The sequence below is a fragment of the Paraferrimonas sedimenticola genome (genome assembly GCF_002282855.1).
Taxonomy (GTDB): Bacteria; Pseudomonadota; Gammaproteobacteria; order Enterobacterales; family Shewanellaceae; genus Paraferrimonas; species Paraferrimonas sedimenticola.
This window is the reverse complement of sequence record NZ_NRIR01000006.1, coordinates 85,993-104,313: the sequence shown is the minus strand read 5'-3', so window position 1 is coordinate 104,313 and position 18,321 is coordinate 85,993. Positions and strand designations below refer to the sequence as shown.

Below are 18,321 nucleotides of genomic sequence, written 5' to 3'. Positions count from 1 at the left end.
GCAGTTGAAAAATTTGAGCATATGCTATCACACAAAGCCCAATTTGGAATGTTTTGTCGCTTGTGTTCGCCTATTGGTGTCAGTACCATTGACAGTCCAAAACGGCTTGAGGAATTAAGATGTTAAAGGGAAGCATAGTCGCGCTGATCACTCCAATGCACGATGACGGACGCGTCGATTATGAAAGTCTTGAGCGATTGGTGGAATTTCACATAGAGCAGGGTACTAGTGCAATTGTTGCGGTTGGTACCACTGGCGAGTCCGCCACGTTGCCAGTTGATGACCACATTGAGGTCGTTCGACAAGTAGTTAAGTATGCCAATGGCCGGATTGCTGTTGTTGGCGGTAATGGCGCTAATGCCACTGCTGAAGCCGTGGAGCTAACCGAGAAACTTAACCCGCTAGGCATAGACGCCATGTTGGGTGTGACGCCTTATTACAACAAACCGTCACCCAAAGGTCTGATTGCTCACTACAAAGCAGTAGCCGCGGCGACCGATGTGCCTCAGATTTTGTACAATGTGCCGGGTCGTACAGCGCTGGATATGCCGCTTGAGACTGTGGCCGAGTTGTCTCAAGTTAATAATATTATTGCCATCAAAGAAGCCACGGGTGATGTTAGCCGAGTGGCCAAGTTGCGCGAGCTTTGCGGTGATGACTTCTTGCTCTACAGTGGCGATGACGCCACGGCCATGGAGTTTTTGTTGGCCGGCGGTGACGGCGTAATTTCTGTGGCCAACAATATCGTTCCCGCGCAATTTCAGGCCATGTGTCAGGCGGCTTTAAGCGGTGATGCGCAAAAAGCTGCGGAACTGGACGCGCCTATGCGTGGTCTATACAAACAATTGTTTGTCGAAGCCAACCCAATTCCTGTGAAATGGGCTGCGCATCGCATGGGATTAATCCCAGGTGGGCTCTTGCGTCTGCCACTGACCGAACTAGAACAACAACATCATGCTGTGGTGCTGAACGCCATGCGTCAGGCCAACATCGAGGTTAATTCATGATAAAGCCCATTAGTACCGCTGTGACTTTGGTACTTTTGTTGAGCGCTTGCTCAACGCCAATCGAACGTCGTCAAATCTCCGGTTCCGATGAGTACACCAATGCCGATATTGGCGAGCCGTTGAAAATTCCATCGCATCTAAAAGAGCCGACCTACTCGAAAGAGTTTGACGTGCCAGAGCTGACCGAAGAAGGCCAAGCTCGTTCCATGGGGCGCGCGTTGGACATTCGCCCACCACTACAGATTTTGGCCAGTGCCGATGGCACCTTTGTAGAAGAGGGCACGGATAACGTTAAGGTCATGATTGAGGCCGTGGGCGACCAAGACCTCAATACTGAGGTGCACGACTCAATTATTGGCTATCTGGCGCAACGCGAAGTTGGCGTGACTACCGACGATTTTGACGGCGGGGTTATCGAAACTGACTGGATTGAAACTCGCCAAGAGTTCAAAAAGAACTGGATTGGTAAGAACGACGAATATGTTTTGCGACAACGCTACCGTTTCACCATTCAGGTCAAGCCACACGGCCGCAGCGGTGATGTCTCCATTGACTTGATTGAGCACGATGAAAGCATCGATGGCGCTACCGAAATCCCTGCGCTGACCAGTGATGACAAGCGTCGTTACACCATCGATATGCTCAACGATGCGGTGGCCTATGTGAGTGCTAAACGTGCCGCAGAAGAGCGGGCCGAGCGTATTCGCAACAGCTTGGGTATTGAGATTGAGCTGGAAGACAACGCCGAGCAAGAAACTGTCTGGGTGGCCGAGTCTAAGTTCTTGCGGACATGGGACCGCTTGGGCCTAGTGTTACCTGAGCTTGGCTTTGATATCGAAGACAGAGATCGCAATAACGGCATCTACTACGCCCGCCTTGATGACGATCCTGGTTTCTGGGACTCCATGTTTGGTGGCGAAGCCTTGCCATTGGATGAAGGTTTGTATCGCTTTAAGTTGACTGATACCGAAGACGGCAAAACTCAGATTCAAATGTTTGACGCCGAAGACAACAAACTGTCTAACGAGGTGGTGGAACAGATCCACGAGTTCTTCGCTGAAGTTATGGGTGAAGACCGCAGCACCAGTCGACGCCGTTAACTCGCGTTAAGTGCTTGAACCAAAAGACCGCAGCCTTGAGCTGCGGTTTTTGTTTACAATTTGCTCGCAGCTTTTTTGCTTAATTGTAAACCTTTGTAATCTGCATTGCGTAGAGCACGGGTATCGGTAAACTAACCTCACTCAAATTAGGCAAGTCAGACCCATGAAAAAAATAATAATAGCTCTATTGGTGATAGTAGCGGCTGGCGCTGCATACCTGCAGTTTTCCCCAAAAGAAGCTGCTAAAGGCCCGCAAAAACGCGGTCCCGGTGTCGTAAATGTGGTAGTCACGGATGTAACTGAACAAGTGGTTCAAGACCGGGTGGAAGCTCTGGGGACCACCCGTGCCAAAGAGTCGGTGACCATTACCTCAAAGGTGACTGAAAAGATTGATTCTATCTCGTTTGACGATGGCGACATGGTTTCTGCGGGCCAGTTGCTAGTGACCCTGCGTCAAAACGAACAGGCGGCCAAAGTGCGCGCGGCCAAAGTTCAGCTTGCCGACCACATTCGCGAGTATCAACGTATTGACTCGCTGGTGACCAACCAAACTATCGCAGAGTTAGAGCGCGACCGCCTCCAAACCTTAATTGATACCGCTCGCGCTAACCTGAGCCAATCGGAAGCTGAGCTGCAAACCCGCTCGATTAAAGCACCGTTTGCCGGACGTTTAGGCCTTCGCCAGGTTTCTACTGGCTCACTGGTCTCTACCGGACAAGAAATTACTACTCTGGATGACATCTCCACCATTAAGTTGGACTTCTCAGTACCTGAGCGATTTTTGGGTGATTTGCGCCCAGGTTCATCGGTAGAAGCCATTTCTGCGGCATACCCAGACAAAGTCTTTCGCGGCACGGTTAAGTCGTTAGACAGCCGTATCGACCCTGAAACGCGTGCGGTTGTGGTACGCGCCGAGATTCCAAACCAAGACGGCCTAGTGCTACCGGGTATGTTGATGAAGGTTCGCCTGATCAAAGCCGAGCACACTACCTTGGTGGTGCCAGAGTCTGCAATTATTCCATTACAAGCGGACCACTTTGTTTATCTGGTGGACGACTCGGGCATGGTTGAGCGCAAACAAGTAAAAATCGGCATTCGTCAGCGCGGTTTAGTAGAGCTGGTTGATGGTGTGAGCGAAGGACAGCAAGTGGTGATCCGCGGTGCCATGAAAGTCCGTGTCGGTCAGAAAGTGAATGCGACTACCTCAGAACCTTGGGTTACAAAGAGGTAGGGCACCATGATATTAACGGACGTTTCGGTTAAGCGACCGGTATTCGCTTCTGTTTTGAGTTTGTTGCTAATTGCCTTTGGTTTAGTGGCGTTTGACCGCTTGCCATTGCGCGAGTATCCCAACATTGATCCACCGGTTGTGTCGGTGGACACCAACTACCGCGGCGCTTCAGCGGCGGTGGTAGAAACTCGTATTACTCAGTTGATTGAAAACCGCATTTCGGGTGTCGAAGGCATTCGCCACATCTCCTCGTCGAGCCGCGATGGGCGCTCGTCGATTACTTTGGAATTCCAAGTGGGCCGCGATATTGATTCGGCGGCAAACGACGTGCGCGATAGAGTGTCTGGCTTGCTGAATAACCTACCGGATGAAGCGGATCCACCTGAGGTGCAAAAGGCCAACAGTGGCGACGAAGTTATCATGTGGCTGAACCTAGTGTCGGATCGCATGGACACTTTGCAGTTGACCGATTATGCCCGCCGCTATTTGGTGGACCGCATGTCGGTGCAAGACGGGGTGGCAACCATTCGCGTTGGTGGCGGTAAAGTTTACTCGATGCGGATCTGGATCGACCGTCAGGCGCTAGCCTCGCGTCAGTTGACCGTGACTGACGTTGAAAACGCGCTGCGCGCTGAAAACGTGGAGCTTCCAGCCGGTTCGATTGAGTCGAAAGAGCGTCACTTTAGTGTGCGCGTTCAGCGCTCGTTCGCCACCGAAAAAGACTTTTCTAAGCTGGTGCTGGCTGAGGGTAGCGATGGTTACCTGGTGAAACTGGGCGATGTGGCCAAAGTGGAGTTGGGTTCAGAAGAAGAGCGCATCATGTTCCGCGGTAATGGTGAGAACATGATTGGTTTGGGCGTGGCCAAGCAGTCGACGGCAAACTCGCTGGACGTGGGCCGTGCGATTAATGCCATGGTGGATGAGATTAATCCAACTTTGCCTGAAGGGATGGAGATTAAGCGCTCCTACGACTCTACCGTATTTATTGAAGCCTCGATTGAAGAGGTATATCAGACCCTATTTATCGCGATGAGCATGGTAATTTTGGTGATTTTCCTGTTTTTGGGGAATTTCCGCGCCATGTTGATCCCAGCCTTGACCGTGCCTGTGTCTTTGATGGGTACTTTTATTGTGCTGTTCATGCTGGGTTACTCAATTAACCTGCTGACCCTGCTGGCGCTGATTTTGGCGATTGGTATGGTAGTGGATGATGCGATTGTGATGCTCGAAAACATTCACCGTCGTATCGAGGAAGGCGAGACACCGCTTAAAGCCGCATTCTTGGGGGCTAAGGAAGTCTCGTTTGCGATTGTCGCTACTACCTTGGTATTGATTTCCGTGTTCATGCCTATCACCTTCTTAGAAGGGGATTTGGGCAAGCTGTTTAAAGAGTTCGCGGTGGCCATGAGTGCCGCTGTGCTGTTCTCATCCTTTATCGCTTTGAGCTTGAGCCCAATGATGTGCTCCAAGGTACTCAAACAGCACGAAGCCGGCTGGATGACTACGCGTATCGATCGCGCCATGGATTGGCTGACCGCCCGATACGCAGGTGGCGTACGCCAAGCGATTGCGCATCCGTTTATTATGGTTGCGCTTATTTTAAGTGCCTTTGCCGCGTCTTTTTATCTGGTCAAAGAAGTACCAGCAGAGTTTGCCCCTCGTGAAGATCGCGGCTCCATGTTCGTGATGGTTAACGGTCCGCAAGGCGGCAGCTACGAGTACATCTCTGAGTACATGAACGAAGTGGAAACTCGTTTGATGCCATTGGTAGAGTCGGGCGATGTGAAACGATTGCTGATTCGTGCTCCGCGCGGCTGGGGTGGCACTGCTGATTTCTCCAACGGTATGGCGATTGTGGTACTGGAAGACTGGTCGGTGCGTCGTCCAGCCCAAGAGATTATCGGCGATATTCGTGCGCGATTGGGCGATTTGGCCGGGGTTCGCGCCTTCCCAATTATGCGTCAGGCCTTTGGGCGTGGTGTAGGTAAGCCGATTCAGTTTGTGATTGGTGGTCCTAGCTACGAAGCCCTGGTGGAGTGGCGTGACATCATGCTTGAGAAAGCGCAAGACAACCCGTATGTGGTTGGTCTGGACCACGATTACCAAGAGACTAAGCCGCAGCTTCGAGTGCTTATCGACAAAGAGCGCGCCGCTAGCTTGGGTGTCTCTATTAGCCACATTGGCCGCACGCTTGAGAGCATGCTGGGTTCGAAGAAGGTCACCACCTTTATGCGCGACGGCGAAGAGTACGATGTGATCATCGAGGGTGAGCGTGATAATCAAAATACCGCTAACGACCTTGAGAACATCTACGTCCGTTCAGACCGTACTAAGCAACTGATTCCATTGTCAAATATGGTATCTGTGGAAGAGTTTGCCGACGCTTCGCGCTTGAATCGATACAACCGCTTGCGCTCGATTACGTTGGAAGCCAACTTGGCCGATGGTGCGTCTTTGGGTGATGCTCTGAACTATTTGAATGGCTTGGCGGCAGAGCATCTGCCAGCAGAAGCCATCATTAGCTATAAGGGCCAATCGCTGGATTACTACGAGTCCGGAAGCTCGATTTACTTCGTGTTCTTGCTGGCCTTGGTAGTGGTGTTCTTGGTGCTTGCGGCACAGTTTGAAAGTTACGTGCACCCACTGGTTATCATGTTGACGGTACCACTGGCGACTCTGGGTGCTTTGTTGGGGCTGTACTTTACCGGTCAAACGCTCAACATTTACTCACAAATCGGGATTATTATGTTAGTCGGTCTGTCGGCTAAGAATGGTATTTTGATTGTTGAGTTTGCTAACCAGCTGCGCGACCGTGGCTTGGCTTTTGAAGAGGCGGTGGTGCAAGCCTCTAGCCAGCGATTGCGTCCGATTCTGATGACGGGTATCACTACCGCAGCCGGTGCGATTCCGCTAGTGCTGGCCTCTGGCGCGGGCGCTGAGACTCGCCTTGTGATTGGTGTGGTGGTACTCAGCGGCACCTTGGTTGCCACACTGTTTACTCTGTTTGTCATCCCTGGCACCTACAGCCTACTGGCCCGCAACACCAGTTCGCCGGACGCGGTAGCGCGCAAGCTCGAGGCCGAGCTCGCCGCCGACAAACCCAACTAACACAGACACCCACCCCAACTCTGGGGTGTTTAGTTAAAACAGACACCCACTCTAATCGTCGTTAGGGTGGGTGTCTGCGTTATTGCTGTTGCTATCACCAGTGCTAAACTCATTCAACTGCTCGTGTCCGAAGCCGGATAAAGGAGAAGACGATGATGGAACCCAAAGAGTTAACAAAGCTAGTTTTGATAGCAGCCCTAGTAGTTTCTTCGATGCTGTCCTCAATTCGCTTACAAGCTCAGCCTGAACTTGCTGACCCTCAAATGCTGTTAGATCCAATCGACATTGATGGCGCGAAACTAATCACTGAGCAACAAGGAAGAGATTGGTTGGTGACGGTCGATGCAGGGCGTTATGCGGATTCATGGAGTGATGCGAGTACGCTTTTCCAACAAGCCATTCAACAAGAAGCTTGGGCTGCAACACTTGAGCAAATGAGGCGACCTTTGGGTGAAATAATCGCTAGAGAGTTGGTTCAATCGGACTACGCCGAAGAGTTACCAGGCGTGCCACAAGGGCACTACATCACAATGGTGTTCCAGACCGAGTTTTCAGAATATACAGGACAAGAGACGGTGACACTAATGCTCGATACGGGGCGTGAGTGGAGGGTTACAGGGTATTTTATTCATTAAGGTAACCTGCAATTCAGTCACTCTTTAGTATGAGTGTGTGGAATCATAACTATTCAGTCTCGAAAAGCTAGCTAGCCTTAGGATTAAACCCCATAGGCGAGTTAGGTATGCCCAGTCCCAGAAGCTCACAGATCTGTCTCGAACAGACACCTTTTTATCATTGCGTCAGCCGCGTTGTTCGGCGGGCTTACCTTTGCGGAAAAGACTCTGTTTCAGGACGTTGTTATGACCATCGGCGCAATTGGGTTGAAAAGCGCATTTTACAACTTGCCAAAGTCTTCTCAATCGATGTCGCAGCCTACGCGGTTATGAGCAATCATCTTCACGTGGTTTTACGTGTAAATCAGAGTGGTGCTAACCTCCTTAGTCCCGCTTCGATTGCTGAGAGATGGTTGAGCTTGTTCAAAGGAACAACCGCGCTTCGTGAGATTGCTGCAGGTGAGACCCAAGGTCGCTCTGATGAGGAACAACTTGAAGTAGTTGCGATCTATCGACAGCGGCTGGCGTGTATTAGTTGGTTTATGCGCTGCCTAAATGAGCCAATTGCAAGACAGGCCAACGCTGAAGATGAATGTACAGGCCGGTTCTGGGAAGGTCGGTTCAAGTCTCAAGCATTGTTGGATGAAAGGGCTGTAATAACCTGTATGGCTTACGTCGATTTAAATCCGGTGAGAGCCCAAGAGTCAAAGCTGCCTGAACATGGGCCATACACTAGCTTGAGGTTGAGAGTTGAAGCGGCATCTAAGGGGCTTGAACCAAAATCATTATTGCCTTTTCAAGCGGATAGCTTTCGAGATGAACGGTGTTCGATAGGCATTTCTCTGAGAGACTACCTCCAATTGGTCGATGCAACCGGTCGTGCCATTGTCGAGGGGAAGTCGGGTTCAATAAGCGATGGAGTTAGCGATATTCTCAGCCGGCTTTCCTTGGCTAAAGACAATTGGCTGGAGCATACCAGCCGCTTTGAAGCCCAGTTTCGTGGAGCAGCAGGTTCACCAGAATCGTTGACCGCTTATTGTATTCAAACCCATCGACGAAGACGACCTAACACGGGCATAGCGCCTTCACTAACTTTTCACTGAAATGATTCGATATATGGATTCGGTCATACCAAATAAGGTCGTGGCCGATTCTCGCTGGCCTTAGACCAGTCACACTCAAATTTGCCTTGTAAACTCTCGAGTCGAGCTTGCCTCTAGCTAATTTGTGCTCAATATCAGCTTTGATTTTTTGAGAGAGGATAGGGTGGGTGTCTGTATTACTTATCTGGCTCGTTGTTATTGGTGGGTGTCTTCTTTAGAGGCGCCTTTGGCTTCTTGCTCGACTTCTTGGGAGCCCCAAACTGCGGCATCTTAAATTTGCTGGAGTACTTGAGCACCATAAGGTTGCTCACCACAACCCCAAGGACCAATATGATTAAAAGGATTACCTCCCAAGTCTCCAGCATCTTATCTACTCCAGCCCGAGTTGGCGTTCAGCTCGTTGAACATCCGCCGGAGTGTCGACTTCAGTGGAGTCTATGCCGCTTACGGCTATGCGAATTTTAAAGCCATTTTCCAAAGCTCTCAGTTGCTCGAGTTTTTCTAAAGCCTCCAAGCGGCCCACAGGCAGCTTTGCAAATGCATCAACAAACCCTTTTGAGTAGCCGTAAATGCCCAAATGCTTGTAGATAGGGTAATCCTCAGCGTCTCGACCAAATGGAATCGTCGAGCGACTGAAGTAGAGCGCGTTGTGCTGATTATCAAAAACTACCTTAACCTGATTGGGGTCCGCAATCGCCTTGGGATCGGTAATTTGATAGGCCAAGGTTGCCATAGAAAATTCACCAGGGTGAGCTTTAAATAACTGGATGAGCTGCTCTAAGGTATTTGGGTCAACTAGCGGTTGGTCGCCTTGCAGATTAATAATAATATCTTCATCTTGAAGTCCAATGCGCTCAGCTGCCTGGTTGATTCTATCGGTACCACTGGGCAACTCAGAATCGGTCATTACAGCTATCGCGCCGACTTGCTCAACCGCATCAGCGATGCGTTTATCGTCAGTGGCAACGTAGATTGCATCAGCGCCTTTGACCAACTTGGCGCGCTCGATCACTCGCTGGATCATGGGTTGTCCGTTAATCAGAGTTAAAGGCTTACCAGGGAAGCGGCTTGAACCGAATCGAGCGGGAATTAGAATTACGGTTTTCATATTAGTTTAAACCAGCCCTTTTGCACGAGCCCAATGCTCACGATCGACAGTAACTTCGAGATTCTTCAAAAGGCCGTTGTCCAAGCCGTAAATCAACCCGTGAACCGCTAGTTTTTGGCCGCCAGACCAAGCATCCTGCACTATGCTGGTGTTGCAAACGTTGGCCACTTGTTCGATGACATTCAATTCGCACAAACGATGAAACTTGGCCTCTTCATCTAAGCTGTTCAGTTCGTTGCGATGGAGTCTTACGATGTCTTTGATATGCCCAAGCCAATTGTCGATAAGACCATTCTTCTGGTTGTCTAAGGCGGCTTTAACACCACCACAGCCATAGTGACCGACAACCATAATGTGTTTGACCTTGAGCACATCAACGGCGTATTGAAGCACGGAAAGACAGTTGAGATCCGAGTGGACAACTTGATTGGCGATATTGCGGTGAACAAAAACTTCGCCAGGCGCTAAGTCGATGATCTGATTCGCCGGAACACGAGAGTCTGAGCAACCAATCCACAGGTATTCGGGCTTTTGCTGTTTGGCCAAATGTTCAAAAAATTTTGGGTCTTGTGCGACGGTACGGTCCGCCCATTCTCGATTGTTTTGGAAAAGCTTTTTAATGGCGTTCATTGTTTTGGATTCTCTACCAAGGTGACGAAATTATACTGCTAGCTCGGAAAATACTGAAGAGAGCAGCTAGATGGTCGGTGCAGCTGGTCACCAGGTTTTGTCGACATTTAAGACATAGTGCTCAAAAATCTTGTCGAGTTCGCTCTCTATCGTCGCTGATAACTCAACATTCGCCTTAGTAATCGCATCCCTCAGATGCTTTATTTCAAAGTTCGCCAGACATTGGTCTGACTCGCGTTTATAGCTGTAATGCCATGGTTCAGGTTGCACACCGTTAGTGGGCGAGCGATAAGGGCGATAAAAACCAAAATCTCTGGCATTTTTTTCGAGCCAACAGGCCAGTTCATGGCAGGGGCCACCGGCATCGAATTCTGACTGAACTAATTCCAGCTGTCCGTGTTCGATATGGCATGGGTCAAATAAATCAATATCTGTACCCCAGTGGTGTCGCGATGCGCCGGGTAGCGCCGACCAGATGAGAATGGTCTTTAGCAGCGCTCTCGGCTCCGCGATTGGCGTCGCAATGATATTGTGGCTCGAGTCGCGCAAAGCTAATTCTCCTCTGGCTTTGCGGTTAAAAATGCTTGCTTGAGCCTCAAAACTCCTAAATCCAGAAGCGATTGCCATTGTCACGCCATCGCGCTCAGCCGCTTTTTGCATTAATAAGTAGGCTTTAGCTGTGCCATCTGTGACACGAACCTCTCCCAAATCAGTAAGGTGGGTGTCTTCGCAACCGGTTAGTTGCTCTGGAGTTAGCAAAGCAGCTTCTCCAACAATCGCTGATAAATGCGTGCCAAAGTTTCGAGATCGTCCACGTTCACGCACTCGTTGACCTTGTGAATGGTAGCGTTGATTGGACCAACTTCGATAACTTGCGCTCCGGTTGGCGCGATAAATCGACCATCTGAGGTGCCACCGCTGGTCTGAGGATCCGTTTCAATTCCTGTGACTTCGGAAATTGCTTGGCGGGTCGCAGATAATAATTCGCCGTCGTCAGTCAGGAAAGGCACACCATTGTAGGTCCAGTCTAACTCGTACTCTAGTTGGTGCTTATCAAACACGGATTGAACAGCTTGAGTCAGTTGGTCGGCGGTGACTTCCGTTGAGTATCTGAAATTAAACAGAACATCGCAGTAACCCGGTACCACATTTGGGGCGCCAGTCCCGGCGTGAATATTGGAGACTTGAAAGCTGGTCGGCGGGAAGTAGCGGTTTCCTTGATCCCATTGGGTCGCAGATAATTCTGCCAAAGCAGGAGCGACTGCATGGATAGGGTTTTGCACCAAGTCTGGGTAAGCCACGTGTCCTTGAGTGCCTTTGACCTTGAGCGCACCGGTAAGGCTGCCGCGACGACCATTTTTTACCACATCGCCGAGTCGTTGACTGGATGAGGGTTCGCCGACTAAAGACCAGGTAATGGCTTCGTTTCGGGCTTGTAATGTCTCGATGACCTTGACGGTACCATTGATAAAAGGACCTTCTTCATCGGAGGTGATTAGAAACGCAATCGAGCCTTTGTGGTTGGGGTGCTCCGTGACGAATCGCTCGGTGGCGACCACCATGGCCGCGAGTGAACCTTTCATATCAGCGGCGCCGCGACCGTACAAATAACCGTCGCGGATTTCTGATTTAAAAGGATCTGAGTGCCACAAGCTCAAGTCGCCAGCGGGCACAACATCGGTATGACCGGCGAAACAAAACACAGGGCCCATTGAGCCGCGGCGCGCCCACATATTGGTGGTGTCGTGAAACACCATGGATTCGATATCAAACCCTACTTTCGATAGTCGCTTTGCCATCAAAGGCTGACAACCTGCGTCTTCTGGCGTGACTGATGCACGGTCAATTAATTCGATTGCAAGTGCTAGGACGTCCTGCCTCATGCCTTTAACCACGCTTGGTATTGTTCTGCTTTAAAACCCACCAATATCCCTTGTTTACCGATAAGTACTGGGCGTTTCACCAGCTTTGGATTCGCTAGCATCAGCGCTTTGGCTTTTGCTTGGTCAATATCTTGCTTGTCGTCATCGCTAAGTGCGCGAAAATTGGTAGAGCGCTTGTTTAAAAGGACTTCCCACGAGGCTGCTTCAAGCCACTGGTCGATAGTTTCTTCGCTGAGCCCTTGCGATACGAAATCGTGAAACTGATAGGCGTGTTCGTTGGCGTTGAGAAATTTTTGAGCTTTTTTGACCGAGTCGCAATTTTTGATGCCGTATAGAGTTGTCATGCTTTGTTCTTTTCTAATGCTGTGAAAAAGCATTGTGGCAAAGCTACCGCGGAGGCTCAAGAGGCGCTTTCGTTGAATTGCTAATCTAGCGGTAAATAACACGGATAACACAGACACCCACCGCTAGTGGGAATAACACAGACACCCACCTTTAGTCCGAGTTTGGCTGTCGCTCTGCAAGATAAATTAATCATGGGTGTCTGTGTTATTGATTGTGCTATTTGCAACAGTGGGTGTCTGTCTAAGAGCGATAGAGAAACGCCACGGGCGTGACAAGGTTTTGGTTAGCAAGGCTTAGCGCAATGCTGATGGCGCACAGCGATAGCCATTTGTATGCATTGCCCACTACCGCCTTGTGCTTTTTACCGTGCACTGTCCATGGGGCGTCCAGATAGGGCTTACTTCAAATTTACGGAAAGATTTGGCGGGTGAAGCGAAAGAGGTATATGACCATGGCCAATTATCTAGAGATTTTACCTACATAGATGACACTGTGGCTGCTATTATGGCCGCCATGCAGGTGATGCCTGAAGGGGAGCCGGAGAGCGGCAATTTTACGCCGTACACTTCCAGTGCACCCTACCAAGTGTTTAATATAGGCCACCACCGACCGGTACCCCTTTGGGATTTTATCCGCAGTTTGGAAAATACTTTGGGGCGCCGAGCCAAGTTGGAACTCAAAGCCATGCAGCAAGGTGACGTTTATGACACCTACGCCAGCACAGAATAGCTCTAACGGGCCACAGGGTTCCAACCGAGTACAGATTAACAGCAATGGCTTGAAGCTTTTGCGAAATGGTATCGAGACTATTACGATACCTGATTGGCCTAGCGCCAGTCGCCACATTTTCAATACGACATATATCAGCGAGACCAAATAATGGGCAGAGCGTTTCAAAACCGAAAAGAATCCATGGCTAAAACGCAGGGAGCAAAAACCAAGCTTTACTCCCGCTACGGCAAGGAAATCTACATGTGCGCCAAGAATGGCGGCATTGACCCAGACAGCAACTTGGCGCTACGTCGCCTGATCGACAAAGCTAAGAAAGACCAAGTGCCGACTCACGTTATCGACCGCGGTATTGATAAAGCTAAAGGTGGTGGTGGCGAAGACTATTCTACCGCTCGTTACGAAGGCTTTGGCCCCGGCGGTTGCATGGTCATTGTTGATTGTCTGACCGACAACAATAAGCGTACCTTCACCGAAGTGCGTCAGTGCTTCGTGAAGAACGATGCAAAAATTGGTGCGCCAGGTGCGGTATCGCACATGTTTGATCACCAAGCAGTGTTTGCCTTTGCCGGTGACGACGAAGAAGGCTGCCTAGAAGCCTTGATGATGGAAGATGTAGACGTTGCCGATATTGAGTGCGAGGACGGCAAGCTGACCGTATTTGTACCCCATACCGAATACAATAAAGCTCGAACTGCACTGGCTGAATGGCAAGCGGACATCGACTTTGAAGTAGATGAGATTAGCTTTGTTCCGCAAAACACTCATGAGGTGAGCGGTGACGATGTGGCAGTGTTTGAGAAATTTATGGACATGCTAAACGACTGCGACGATGTACAAGACGTTTATCACAACGCCGAGCTGCCAGCTTAACTCCTTGTTGTTAGCAATAAAAAACCGACCTTTGGGTCGGTTTTTTATTTATCAGGGTAGAGCACTTGATAACTATTGCTTCGCAAGGCCTTCGCCGCCTCTTCGAGTCGTTGTGATTTTACAAACACATAGTCAGTATCAAAGGTAGAAACCGCCAGAATACTGATATTGGCGTTAGCCAAGGTAGTAGACACACGAGCCATTATACCCACCATCGAAAAGCCCAGAGGACCGAGGACTTCTAAACATTTCCAGCCAGATTCGACCTCATCGCTAACAAGCGGCAAGCTCGATGGCACCAAGATTGACACTTCGTCTTGGGTCTTACCGATAAAGTACAAGGGTTGCGCCATTACCTCTGTGGGAATATCCGCATTGGGTGGAAGGCTGTGAATGCTGTATTCGCCATCCAGCACCGCCAAAGTTAAATTGGCCACATTAAAATCCTTTAAGCCTGTTTAGTACAAAGATTAGCAGCAAAGTCCAAGCTTTAGAAAAGTGGAATGATGCGAACTAGCGCCCCTGTGGGTTTTTCGATTAGTAATGGGTGTCTTTGTTAGCTAGTGCCTTTGGGTTTGCTGACTAACGGTGGGTGTCTGTGTTAGCTAGCATGCCAGGGGTTTGTTGATTAACAGTGGGTGTCTGTGTTAGCTAGCATGCCGTGGTTTGTCGATTAACAGTGGGTGTCTGTGTTAGCTAGTATGCCAGGGTTTGTCGATTAACAATGGGTGTCTGTGTTAGCTAGCGCCTTTGGGTTGCTGACTAACGGTGGGTGTCTGCGTTAAAGCACAACAAAAAACCGAAGCGCGAGGCTTCGGTTTTGCTGAGTTTGGTGCGGGTTACACTTTAAACTGCTGAATTAGTCCACCAATCTCATTGGATACTTGGTGCAGATTATCGCTCGATTGCGAGTTCTGCTGATTGGTCTCTAAAGACTCAGAACTCAGTTCTGAGATACGGCTGATATTGCGGTTGATTTCTGTGGTGACCAGCGACTGCTCTTCGGTGGCGGAAGCCAGTTGAGTGTTCATGTCGCTGATGGTGGCTACTGCCGCCAAGATCTGCTCCAGCGCAATACCCGCTTGCTGGGCGTGCTGTTCCAAAGTATCCGACTGCAGTTGGGTCTGCTCGTTAGACTCGGTCACATCGCCAACCGCTTGCTGAATGTTCTCGATGATTTTTTGAATCTCATCAGTACTGTCTTGAGTGCGGTTAGCCAAGGCGCGAACCTCGTCGGCGACTACCGCAAAGCCGCGACCATGGGTACCGGCACGAGCGGCTTCAATGGCGGCGTTCAGAGCCAGCAAGTTAGTCTGCTCGGCAATACCGCGAATCACTTCCAAAATGCTACCGATTTGCGAGCTGTGCTGAGCCAGCTGGCGAGTCGTAGCGGTCGCCTTGCGAACCTCACCACCTAGAGTGTGCGAGGCAGTAATGGTATTCATCACCAGGTCATTGGTAGTCTCAGCTTGGGACTTGGCGTGCTCAGCCGCGTCAGCCGCCTGTTGAGTGTTGTTGGCCATTTCATGGGTGGTGGCCACCATCTGATTGATTGCCGTGGCCACACTGTCAGTCTCTTTGTACAAAGAATCGGCGCTAACAGAAGCGGCAGCAACCGACTCATTTAATGTATTGGCCTGAGCGTGCAGTGTGTCGGTTACCGGGCGCATGCCGCGAACCAGTTCGCCAATCTTGGCCACAAAGGTGTTAAATTCACGGGCAACATCAGACACTTCGTCCTTGCCATCGGCTGACAGGGTTTTCGACAGGTCGCCATCGCCTTCAGAGATGTCTTTTAGCGCCTGCAAAATATCGTTGATAGGCTTGGTTATCGAATGATTAATCAACAAGAATGCGGCAAAGATAGGCAGCGCAATTGAGCCTAGAATAATCACATAAGACCACAGCACATCGCGCATGGTCGCGTCGATTTCACCGGTATAGGTGCCAGTGGCAATCATCCAACCCCACTCGGGAAACGCTTTAGCGACCGTCAGCTTGCTCTCGTCTTCACGGGTTTTTGGATTGAGGAATGGATACTCAATCTTAGAGACCTGTTGCGAGTTAATTCTCCGCTGCAACGGCGCAAATGGACGTTGGCCGTCAGTGGTGGTGTAAGAGAGGTAAGAAGTACCTTCCAACTTGGGAATGGTTGGGTGCATCAGGAAGTCACCGTCAGCGCCTAGAATCAAGAAATAACCGGCAGCACCAAAACGCACATTGCGAATGAGCTCCAAGGTGGTGGTTTTGGCCTCTTCCTCGGTGATTTTGCCGGTGCGCACCAAATCGCGCTCGGCATCGATAACCGCCAAAATGGTTTCTAATTGCTGCTCAGCTTGCTGCCACTTTTGCTCAATTAGGTTTGCTCTTTGCTCGCTGATAGACTGGTAGGCAAACATCATAGTGCCTAACGCGGCCATCCCCAGCATGGCCAGCAAACGCTGCAAAATCGTGATATTTCTTAAAAATGCGATCATCGGAACCTCAGACAAATCCTTGTTACTAGCCAGTTATCGGCGGGTGTAGATAATAATTGAGAGAAAAGTTTGAGGTTGTGACGGGGGCCAAAAAAAATGGCGCGAGAGTCTCGCGCCATCTAAGCTAGCAAAGCATAAGTCTTTGTTACTGAACCAGTTCCTGCTCAGTAAATTCGTCCGCGAACAGGGCGCTGGTGAGGTAGCGCTCGGCACTAGAAGGCAGCACCACAACAATGGTTTTACCTGCGTACTCTGGCTTCTCAGCAATGCGGTTAGCCGCAACGACAGCCGCACCTGAGCTGATACCCGCCAAAATGCCTTCTTCTTTCATCAGACGCTTAGCCATGGCCATCGCATCTTCGTTGCTGACCTGTTCAACCGCGTCCACCAAATCCAAATCCAAGTTGCCCGGGATAAAGCCGGCACCAATACCTTGGATTTTGTGCGGCCCAGGAGTAAGCGCTTCATTGGCTTTCGCCTGAGTAATCACTGGTGAGTCAACCGGCTCAACCGCTACCGAAGTAATCGCCTTGCCCTGAGTTTGTTTGATGTAGCGGCTAACACCTGTGATGGTACCACCAGTACCCACACCAGCAACAAACACGTCAACTTCACCGTCGGTGTCATTCCAGATTTCTGGGCCTGTGGTCTTTTCGTGAATTTGCGGGTTCGCTGGGTTGTCGAATTGCTGCAGCAATACGTACTTATTCGGATCGGAATTCAGAATCTCTTCAGCGGCGGCAATCGCGCCTTTCATACCCTTAGCGCCTTCGGTCAGCACTAATTCAGCACCTAAGGCCTTAAGCAACTTGCGGCGCTCGAGACTCATGGTGTTCGGCATGGTCAAGGTCAATGGATAGCCACGTGCCGCAGCAACAAATGCCAGAGCAATCCCCGTATTACCCGAGGTTGGTTCAATCAGTGCTTTGCCAGGGCCTAACAGACCTTGCTTTTCGGCTTGCCAAATCATATTGGCACCGATGCGACATTTTACACTGAAGCTTGGGTTACGGGATTCGAGTTTAGCCAGTACCTTTCCTTGGCTGACTCGATTCAGTTTCACCAGCGGAGTATCTCCGATGGACAGCGAGTTATCTTCAAACACTTTGCTCATTGCATGCTCCTTAATGTTATAAGCACAAGCATAAAGTCCGTTCAAAATTTTAGAAGTGACTGATAGTTATGCCTTATTCCGTTTAGCTATATGTATAGTTTCTTTTATTTAAAGGCCATCCTTCAGCGGGGCGGCATAGGCGTCGCGATACTTGTCGACCCACAGTGCAGTCGCGCCACAAATTGCTACTGGCATTACCACCAAATTGACGAATGGGATCATCGCAAATACAGCCACACTCATGCCAAAACTGAAGCTAGAGCCGCGAGTTTGCTTGAGTGACCACTTCATATCGTCAAAGGGCACCTTGTGGTTATCAAAGGGGTAGTCGCAGTACTGCACCGCCATCATCCAGCTGGTGAACATAAACCACACCACAGGCCCGAGAGTTTGACCAAACACAGGCACAATAAACAACAGCAAACACAAAATGGCCCGTGGCAGGTAATACTTGAGTTTTTTCCATTCTCGGCCAAAAACCCGGGGCAGGTCTTTAACGATATCCATCAAACCGGCGTCATTGAGTTTTTGGCCTGTGAGTTTGAGTTCCACTTTTTCCGCTAACAAGCCGTTAAAGGGCGCCGCTATCCAGTTCATCACAGAACTGAAGATAAACGACAAACTCACTAACATGCTGATGACCGCCAAGGGGTAAAGGATAAAGTTCAGCCAACTCAAGAATTCGGGCAACTGAGCTGCTACCCAAGTCAGCATTTCGTCCAATCGCCCCAAAGCGAAGTAAAAGCCCACGCCAAACAACAGCATGTTGATCAGCAGGGGGAGAATGACAAAGGTACGAAGCCCTGGCTGTCTGATTAGCTCAAAGCCATACATGAAATAACTGGCACCGGATCCGCGGCGAACCCGTTCTGGGGTGCCTACCTGGCTGCGTTCCATAGCAAATTCCTTACAAAGCGTGTGTCTTATTGTGTGAGCAAGGTGTGATTTGAATCAAGTAACAAAGCGTTGCAAAGCATTTCAACTTGGCCGCGTTGCATC

General features: G+C 50.1%; 18 protein-coding genes. 8 read left to right on the top strand and 10 right to left on the bottom strand.

What is annotated here, in order from left to right:
• Positions 1–119 precede the first annotated feature (119 nt).
• The 6 genes from dapA (at position 120) to CLC93_RS11510 (ending at position 8,163) form a co-directional block, all read left to right on the top strand.
• The gene (gene dapA / locus CLC93_RS11535) at positions 120–1,007 is read left to right on the top strand and encodes a 4-hydroxy-tetrahydrodipicolinate synthase (protein ID WP_095506131.1); all 888 of its coding nucleotides are present in this window, start codon (positions 120–122) and stop codon (positions 1,005–1,007) included.
• Positions 1,004–2,107 carry an outer membrane protein assembly factor BamC gene (gene bamC / locus CLC93_RS11530; protein WP_095506130.1) on the top strand — a complete coding sequence of 368 codons (1,104 nt, stop codon included), beginning with the start codon at positions 1,004–1,006 and terminating at the stop codon, positions 2,105–2,107. The genes dapA and bamC overlap by 4 nt, the downstream gene beginning before the upstream one ends.
• Positions 2,108–2,270: 163 nt before the next feature.
• Complete coding sequence (locus CLC93_RS11525; RefSeq protein ID WP_095506129.1) at positions 2,271–3,338, top strand: efflux RND transporter periplasmic adaptor subunit; 1,068 nt, start codon at positions 2,271–2,273, stop codon at positions 3,336–3,338.
• A gap of 6 nt (positions 3,339–3,344) precedes the next feature.
• A complete protein-coding gene (locus CLC93_RS11520) occupies positions 3,345–6,446 on the top strand; it encodes an efflux RND transporter permease subunit (RefSeq protein WP_095506128.1) in 3,102 nt (1,033 codons plus the stop codon).
• A gap of 152 nt (positions 6,447–6,598) precedes the next feature.
• Positions 6,599–7,081 (top strand): DUF4019 domain-containing protein, encoded by a 483-nt coding sequence (locus CLC93_RS11515; RefSeq protein ID WP_095506127.1) that lies wholly within the window; start codon positions 6,599–6,601, stop codon positions 7,079–7,081.
• Between the two features lie 107 nt (positions 7,082–7,188).
• The gene (locus CLC93_RS11510) at positions 7,189–8,163 is read left to right on the top strand and encodes a transposase (RefSeq protein ID WP_095506126.1); all 975 of its coding nucleotides are present in this window, start codon (positions 7,189–7,191) and stop codon (positions 8,161–8,163) included.
• 176 nt (positions 8,164–8,339) lie between these two features.
• Here the strand turns inward: CLC93_RS11510 and CLC93_RS17980 are convergent, their stop codons facing one another.
• The 6 genes from CLC93_RS17980 to CLC93_RS11480 form a co-directional block, all read right to left on the bottom strand.
• On the bottom strand, positions 8,340–8,462 hold the full coding sequence (locus CLC93_RS17980) for a DUF2897 family protein (RefSeq protein ID WP_425439853.1): 123 nt from the start codon (positions 8,460–8,462) through the stop codon (positions 8,340–8,342).
• A gap of 71 nt (positions 8,463–8,533) precedes the next feature.
• Positions 8,534–9,271 carry a 3-deoxy-manno-octulosonate cytidylyltransferase gene (gene kdsB / locus CLC93_RS11500; RefSeq protein ID WP_095506125.1) on the bottom strand — a complete coding sequence of 246 codons (738 nt, stop codon included), beginning with the start codon at positions 9,269–9,271 and terminating at the stop codon, positions 8,534–8,536.
• Positions 9,272–9,277: 6 nt separating this feature from the next.
• Positions 9,278–9,901 (bottom strand): carbonate dehydratase, encoded by a 624-nt coding sequence (can, locus tag CLC93_RS11495; protein ID WP_095506124.1) that lies wholly within the window; start codon positions 9,899–9,901, stop codon positions 9,278–9,280.
• An 87-nt stretch (positions 9,902–9,988) separates the two neighbouring features.
• Positions 9,989–10,726 (bottom strand): M15 family metallopeptidase, encoded by a 738-nt coding sequence (locus CLC93_RS11490; RefSeq protein ID WP_141237387.1) that lies wholly within the window; start codon positions 10,724–10,726, stop codon positions 9,989–9,991.
• A complete protein-coding gene (dapE, locus tag CLC93_RS11485; RefSeq protein WP_095506122.1) occupies positions 10,654–11,784 on the bottom strand; it encodes a succinyl-diaminopimelate desuccinylase in 1,131 nt (376 codons plus the stop codon). The genes CLC93_RS11490 and dapE overlap by 73 nt, the downstream gene beginning before the upstream one ends.
• Positions 11,781–12,128, bottom strand: a complete 348-nt coding sequence (locus CLC93_RS11480) for an ArsC family reductase (protein ID WP_095506121.1) — start codon at positions 12,126–12,128, stop codon at positions 11,781–11,783. The genes dapE and CLC93_RS11480 overlap by 4 nt, the downstream gene beginning before the upstream one ends.
• A gap of 355 nt (positions 12,129–12,483) precedes the next feature.
• Here CLC93_RS11480 and CLC93_RS11475 point away from each other — a divergent pair, with 355 nt between their 5' ends.
• Together CLC93_RS11475 and CLC93_RS11470 are read left to right on the top strand one after the other, a co-directional pair.
• Positions 12,484–12,858: an NAD-dependent epimerase/dehydratase family protein gene (locus tag CLC93_RS11475; RefSeq protein WP_342744934.1), complete on the top strand. Its 375-nt coding sequence runs from the start codon at positions 12,484–12,486 to the stop codon at positions 12,856–12,858.
• A 150-nt stretch (positions 12,859–13,008) separates the two neighbouring features.
• Entirely contained in the window at positions 13,009–13,731 is a 723-nt protein-coding gene (locus CLC93_RS11470; RefSeq protein ID WP_095506119.1) for a YebC/PmpR family DNA-binding transcriptional regulator, read from the top strand.
• 44 nt (positions 13,732–13,775) lie between these two features.
• On the opposite strand, the gene CLC93_RS11465 is transcribed toward CLC93_RS11470, so the two are convergent.
• The 4 genes from CLC93_RS11465 to cysZ form a co-directional block, all read right to left on the bottom strand.
• Positions 13,776–14,168, bottom strand: coding sequence for an ACT domain-containing protein (locus tag CLC93_RS11465; RefSeq protein ID WP_245837152.1), 393 nt, complete (start codon positions 14,166–14,168; stop codon positions 13,776–13,778).
• A 402-nt stretch (positions 14,169–14,570) separates the two neighbouring features.
• Positions 14,571–16,208, bottom strand: a complete 1,638-nt coding sequence (locus tag CLC93_RS11460) for a methyl-accepting chemotaxis protein (RefSeq protein ID WP_095506118.1) — start codon at positions 16,206–16,208, stop codon at positions 14,571–14,573.
• A gap of 145 nt (positions 16,209–16,353) precedes the next feature.
• Positions 16,354–17,322 (bottom strand): cysteine synthase A, encoded by a 969-nt coding sequence (gene cysK / locus CLC93_RS11455; RefSeq protein WP_095506117.1) that lies wholly within the window; start codon positions 17,320–17,322, stop codon positions 16,354–16,356.
• Positions 17,323–17,430: 108 nt separating this feature from the next.
• Positions 17,431–18,219, bottom strand: coding sequence for a sulfate transporter CysZ (gene cysZ / locus CLC93_RS11450; protein WP_095506116.1), 789 nt, complete (start codon positions 18,217–18,219; stop codon positions 17,431–17,433).
• Between the last annotated feature and the right edge of the window lie 102 nt (positions 18,220–18,321).

Coding starts and splice junctions, on each gene's coding strand:
- CLC93_RS11470 (WP_095506119.1), top strand. CDS start 13,009: ATGGGCAGAGCGTTTCAAAACCGAAAAGAATCCATGGCTAAAACGCAG.
- CLC93_RS11520 (WP_095506128.1), top strand. CDS start 3,345: ATGATATTAACGGACGTTTCGGTTAAGCGACCGGTATTCGCTTCTGTT.
- CLC93_RS11460 (WP_095506118.1), bottom strand. CDS start 16,208: ATGATCGCATTTTTAAGAAATATCACGATTTTGCAGCGTTTGCTGGCC.
- CLC93_RS11525 (WP_095506129.1), top strand. CDS start 2,271: ATGAAAAAAATAATAATAGCTCTATTGGTGATAGTAGCGGCTGGCGCT.
- CLC93_RS17980 (WP_425439853.1), bottom strand. CDS start 8,462: ATGGTGCTCAAGTACTCCAGCAAATTTAAGATGCCGCAGTTTGGGGCT.
- cysK (WP_095506117.1), bottom strand. CDS start 17,322: ATGAGCAAAGTGTTTGAAGATAACTCGCTGTCCATCGGAGATACTCCG.
- can (WP_095506124.1), bottom strand. CDS start 9,901: ATGAACGCCATTAAAAAGCTTTTCCAAAACAATCGAGAATGGGCGGAC.
- CLC93_RS11515 (WP_095506127.1), top strand. CDS start 6,599: ATGATGGAACCCAAAGAGTTAACAAAGCTAGTTTTGATAGCAGCCCTA.
- CLC93_RS11510 (WP_095506126.1), top strand. CDS start 7,189: ATGCCCAGTCCCAGAAGCTCACAGATCTGTCTCGAACAGACACCTTTT.
- dapA (WP_095506131.1), top strand. CDS start 120: ATGTTAAAGGGAAGCATAGTCGCGCTGATCACTCCAATGCACGATGAC.
- cysZ (WP_095506116.1), bottom strand. CDS start 18,219: ATGGAACGCAGCCAGGTAGGCACCCCAGAACGGGTTCGCCGCGGATCC.
- CLC93_RS11480 (WP_095506121.1), bottom strand. CDS start 12,128: ATGACAACTCTATACGGCATCAAAAATTGCGACTCGGTCAAAAAAGCT.
- dapE (WP_095506122.1), bottom strand. CDS start 11,784: ATGAGGCAGGACGTCCTAGCACTTGCAATCGAATTAATTGACCGTGCA.
- kdsB (WP_095506125.1), bottom strand. CDS start 9,271: ATGAAAACCGTAATTCTAATTCCCGCTCGATTCGGTTCAAGCCGCTTC.
- bamC (WP_095506130.1), top strand. CDS start 1,004: ATGATAAAGCCCATTAGTACCGCTGTGACTTTGGTACTTTTGTTGAGC.